This is a genomic window from Terrabacter sp. P5_B1, from assembly GCF_056400505.1.
Genome location: NZ_JBFULD010000300.1, coordinates 1 through 5,191 on the forward strand (window position 1 = coordinate 1; position 5,191 = coordinate 5,191).

Sequence of the window (5,191 nt, forward strand, 5' to 3'; positions counted from 1 at the left end):
AGTCCGGTCAGCGTCGACCAGTAGACGCGGGCCTCTCGGATCGCCTGCAGCGGAAGGGATTCCGGGGTGATGAGCAGGTCCGGCGCGGTCGGGTAGCGGTAGGACCAGGTCGGGAAGTGGTCCGGCGGGAAGATCTCACAGAAGGTGACCGGCGTGGGTGGCCCGCCGGTGATCGTCTGCACGTAGGCGTCGTCGACACCGAGCTGGAGCAGCTGGCGGTGGACGAAGCGGCCGAAGGCGTCTGCGGCCGCGGCGCTGACGAGGGCCGCCCGCCTGCCGTGGCGCGCCGCGGCGACGGTGACGTTGGCTGCGCTACCGCCCAGGAACTTCTCGAAGGTGCGCGCCTCGTCGAGCGTCACCCCGTGCTGGAGCGGGTAGAGGTCGACGCTCACCCGACCGATGGCGACGACGTCGTGGACGGTCATGGAACCTCCCGCAGGTGCCAGGGCCCGGGCAACCGCCGGGACCTCCACGCTAGCGGTGATCGGGCCGCGCGTTCAGGTCACGGAATTGTCACGACCCTTGACCGATCCCGTCGGAAGCCGCCATCCTCCTCGTGAGAGCGCTCTCACGGCTCAGGTTCACGCACGGAGAGCGCTCCCACACCCACACTGGGGATGAGACCAAAGGAGCTCTCCATGACATCCCGTTCCATCCGGATCGGCGCGCCCACCATGCGCTCTCGCCATGCCGTTCTCGCCAGCCTCACCGTCGGGCTGATGGCGCTCACCGCCTGCAGCTCCGGCTCGGGCACCGACGGGGCCGCCACGCAGGCCGGCAGCACCGGCGGCGCCAAGGGCCCCGTCACCCTGACGCTGGCCACCTTCAACCAGTTCGGCTACGAGGAGCTCATCCCCGAGTTCGAGAAGTCGCACCCGAACATCAAGGTCACCCACAAGAAGGCCGCCACCTCCAACGAGGCCCGCGACAACTTCTTCACCCGCCTCTCGGCCGGCAGCGGCATGGCCGACGTCGAGGCCGTCGAGGTCGACTGGCTCCCAGAGATGCTCCAGTACTCCGACAAGTTCAATGACCTCAACTCCGCGGACGTCCAGGGCCGTTGGCTGGACTGGAAGGCCAAGGCCGCCACCGACTCCGACGGCCACCTCATCGGCTACGGCACGGACTCCGGGCCCGAGGCCATCTGCTACCGCAGCGATCTCTTCAAGGCCGCGGGCCTGCCGAGCGACCGTGAGTCGGTGGCCAAGCTCTTCGGCAACACGTGGGAGAGCTACTTCGCCGCCGGCAAGCAGTTCAAGGCCAAGTCCAAGGTCCCCTTCTTCGACAGCATCGGCGCCACCTACCAGGGCATGGTCAACCAGATCCCGGCCGCCTACGAGAACCCGAGCGACGACAGCATCACGGCGACCGAGAACGCCGACGTCAAGAAGGTCTACGACCAGGTGGTCCAGGCGGGCATCACCGACGGCCTCTCCGCCAAGCTCCAGCAGTGGGGCGACGACTGGACCGCCAGCTTCCAGAAGGACGGCTTCGCGACGATGCTCTGCCCCGGCTGGATGGTCGGCGTCATCGAGGGCAACGCCAAGGGCGTCAAGGGCTGGGACGTCGCCAACACCTTCCCGGGCGGCGGCGGCAACTGGGGCGGCTCGTACCTGACCGTCCCGAAGCAGAGTGCCCACCCGAAGGAGGCCCAGGAGCTCGCCGCGTGGCTGACCGCGCCCGATCAGCAGGTCAAGGCCTTCAAGAAGGTCGGTGCCTTCCCGAGCCAGAAGCAGGCCCTCGAGAGCCCTGACCTGCTCTCCTTCAAGGTCGCGTCGTTCAATGACGCGCCGACCGGCCAGATCTTCGCCGATCGCGCCAAGGCCGTCACCATGACGCCGTACAAGGGCACCCACTACTTCGCGATCAACGACGCGATGCAGCAGGCCCTGACCCGGGTCGAGCAGGGCACCGCTCCGCAGGATTCGTGGAACAAGTGGGTGGGCGACGTCAAGGCCCTCGGCTGACCTGACCGGCCGACCCAGCTGACCAGGGGACGGCCCGGTGCACACCTCACCCCGCACCGAGCCGTCCCCCCGACCATCGGAACTGCCATGACCGTTCAGTCCCCCACCCGCACGACGCATCCGGAGTCCCCCGGGACACCCGCGTTCGTGCAGCGCTCGCCGATGAAGCCACGGCCGAGATGGCGGCGGCGCCTGACGAAGCTCGACGAGATGGGCGCGCCCTACGCGTACGTCTCGCCGTTCTTCATCCTCTTCGGCGTCGTCGGGCTCTTCCCCCTGCTCTACACAGCGTGGGTCTCGCTCCACAAGTGGAGCCTCATCGGCGGCCAGGGCAGCTTCGTCGGGCTCAAGAACTACACGGACGTGCTGGCGCAGCCCTACTTCTGGAACGCGCTGAAGAACACCATCAGCATCTTCCTGCTGTCGAGCGTGCCGCAGGTCATCGCCGCCCTGCTCATCGCGGCCGCCCTCGACAGCGGCCTGCGGGCCCGGACCTTCTGGCGGATGGGTGTGCTGCTGCCCTACGTCGTGGCCCCGGTGGCCGTCGCCCTGATCTTCAGCGACCTCTTCGGCGACAAGTTCGGGCTCGTCAACCACCTGCTCGGTCTCGTCGGCGTCGACCCGGTCCAGTGGCACAAGGACGTCCTCCCGAGCCACGTCGCCATCGCCACGATGGTCAACTTCAGGTGGACCGGCTACAACGCGCTGATCTTCCTCGCCGCCATGCAGGCCATCCCGCGCGACTACTACGAGGCCGCGATGATCGACGGCGCCGGACGCGTCCGCACCTTCTTCTCGATCACCATCCCGCAGCTGCGCGCGACGATCATCTTCGTCGTCATCACCTCGACGATCGGCGGCCTGCAGATCTTCGACGAGCCGCGGATGTACGACCAGTACGGCCTGGGCGGCGCCGACCGGCAGTGGCAGACGCTGACGCTCTACCTCTACCAGCTCGGCTGGACGCAGAAGAACTTCGGTCGCGCGGCCGCCGTCGCGTGGATGCTCTTCCTCATCGTCGTCGTCTTCGCGGTCGTCAACTTCCTCGTCACCCGCCGGATCGCCTCGAAGGGACAGCGATGACCGCCCCGACCCTGCCGCCGACACCTGCACCTCCCGCGGCCCTGCGCCCCCGGCGCGGCGCGAGACTCGTCCGTCGCACCCAGGCCAGCCCCACGGCATACGTCTTCCTGGCGATCGTCCTCGTCGGCTCGGCGTTCCCGCTCTGGTGGTCCTACGTCATCGGCAGCAAGGACTCCGCCGCCATCGTGCAGGACCCGTACTCGTTCATCCCGGGCGGCCACTTCCTCCAGAACGCCAGCACCGTCATCACGACGATCCCGTTCTGGAAGGCCCTGGGCAACAGCATCCTCGTCAGCTCCACGGTGTCGCTGCTCGTCGTGCTCTTCTCGGCGATGGCCGGCTTCGCCTTCGCCAAGCTGCGCTTCCGCGGCCGGAGCGGACTGCTCGTCTTCGTCATCGCCACGATGGCCGTGCCGACGCAGCTGGGCATCGTGCCGCTGTTCATCGTCATGAGCAAGCTCGGCTGGATCGGCAGCCTGTGGGCGGTCATCCTGCCCAGCGCCGTCAGTGCGTTCGGCGTCTTCTGGATGACGCAGTACCTGCAGGAGGCGCTGCCCGACGAGCTCATCGAGGCCTCGCGCGTCGACGGCGCGTCCACCCTGCGGACCTTCTGGTCCGTCGCCCTCCCCGCCGCCCGCCCCGGCGCGGCGATGCTCGGCCTGTTCACCTTCATCGCGACGTGGACCAACTTCTTCTGGCCGTTCATCATCCTCGACCCGGGCAACCCGACGCTGCCCGTCGCCCTGCAGCAGCTGCAGGCGGCCTACTTCGTCGACTACTCGCTCGTGCTCAACGGGGTCGTGCTCATGGCACTGCCCCTCATCGTCCTGTTCGTCTTCGCCGGGAAGCAGCTCGTCTCCGGCATCATGCAAGGAGCAGTCAAGGGATGACCGCGCAGACGCGTAGCCCCCAGCCCCTCACCGTCCCCGATCTCGTTGTGGCACAGACCCGCCCGGTACCCCAGGACTTCGTCCTCGGCGTCGCGACGGCTGCCTACCAGATCGAGGGCGCCCGTCACGAGGACGGCCGCACCGACTCGATCTGGGACACCTTCAGCCACACCCCGGGGGCCGTCGTCGACGGCGACACCGGCGACATCGCCTGCGAGCACTACCACCGGTATGCCGCCGACGTGGCCCTCATGAAGTCGCTCGGGATGCAGTCCTACCGCTTCTCGACGTCGTGGGACCGGGTGTGCCCCGACGGCGGACCCGTCAACGCCACGGGCCTCGACTTCTACGAGCGGCTCGTCGACTCGCTCCTCGACGCGGGGATCGCGCCGTGGCTGACGCTCTACCACTGGGACCTGCCCCAGGCGCTCGAGGACCGCGGCGGGTGGACGTCGCGCGAGACCGTCGACCGGTTCGTCGACTACTCCCTGGCCGTGCACGACCGCCTCGGCGACCGGGTGCGCACGTGGACGACGCTCAACGAGCCGTTCTGCGCGGCCTTCCTCGGCTACACGGCCGGCCTGCACGCGCCCGGACGCACCTCGCCTTCCGACGGCCTCGCCGCCGCGCACCACCTCATGCTCGCGCACGGGCGGGTCGTGCAGGAGCTGCGGGAGCGTGACGCGGCGCTCGAGCTCGGCCTGACGCTCAACTTCACCGTGGCCGACCCGCTCGACCCCGCCGACCCGCGAGACGTCGACGCCGCCCGCCGCGTCGACGCGCAGATGAACCGGATCTTCCTCGACCCGATCTTCCGCGGCGCCTACCCCGCCGACCTCCTCGAGGACGTCCGCCACCTGGGACTGACCGACCACATCATGGACGGGGACCTCGAGGTCATCTCGACGCCCATCGACGTCCTCGGCGTCAACTACTACAACGGCGAGGCGATCGGCCACGAGCCACCGACGGCCGCGCGCGCCGACAGCCTCAACGGCGGCCGGTTCACCCGCTCCCCCTTCCCCGCCGCCGACGACTCCCACCGCCACCCCCGTGGGCTGCCGGTCACGGCGATGGACTGGGAGATCCAGCCCGAGGGCCTGACGCGCCTCCTCGTCCGGCTGCACGAGGAGTATGCCGGGCCGGCCGGGGTCACCCTGCACGTCACCGAGAACGGCGCCGCCTTCGACGACGTCCCCGAAGAGGACGGCTTCGTCGACGACCGCGGGCGGACGGCATACGTCCGCGCGC

Annotated in this window: 5 protein-coding genes; 4 read left to right on the forward strand and 1 reads right to left on the reverse strand. The window is 69.0% G+C overall.

The genetic code is table 11. The features are described 5' to 3' along the window. Positions 1-425: PfkB family carbohydrate kinase (locus tag AC1DP0_RS17685; protein ID WP_478086893.1), on the reverse strand; the 425-nt coding region annotated here is incomplete at its 3' end. Positions 426-638: 213 nt separating this feature from the next. Here AC1DP0_RS17685 and AC1DP0_RS17690 point away from each other — a divergent pair. From AC1DP0_RS17690 to AC1DP0_RS17705, 4 genes are all read left to right on the forward strand, one after another. After that, complete coding sequence (locus AC1DP0_RS17690; protein WP_478086896.1) at positions 639-1,967, forward strand: ABC transporter substrate-binding protein; 1,329 nt, start codon at positions 639-641, stop codon at positions 1,965-1,967. An 87-nt stretch (positions 1,968-2,054) separates the two neighbouring features. Further along, complete coding sequence (locus AC1DP0_RS17695; protein ID WP_478086900.1) at positions 2,055-3,050, forward strand: carbohydrate ABC transporter permease; 996 nt, start codon at positions 2,055-2,057, stop codon at positions 3,048-3,050. Beyond that, a complete protein-coding gene (locus AC1DP0_RS17700) occupies positions 3,047-3,940 on the forward strand; it encodes a carbohydrate ABC transporter permease (RefSeq protein ID WP_478086902.1) in 894 nt (297 codons plus the stop codon). Before AC1DP0_RS17695 ends, AC1DP0_RS17700 begins: the two co-directional genes overlap by 4 nt. Next, a partial coding sequence (locus AC1DP0_RS17705) for a glycoside hydrolase family 1 protein (RefSeq protein ID WP_478086906.1) occupies positions 3,937-5,191 on the forward strand: 1,255 nt, incomplete at its 3' end. The genes AC1DP0_RS17700 and AC1DP0_RS17705, both read left to right, overlap by 4 nt.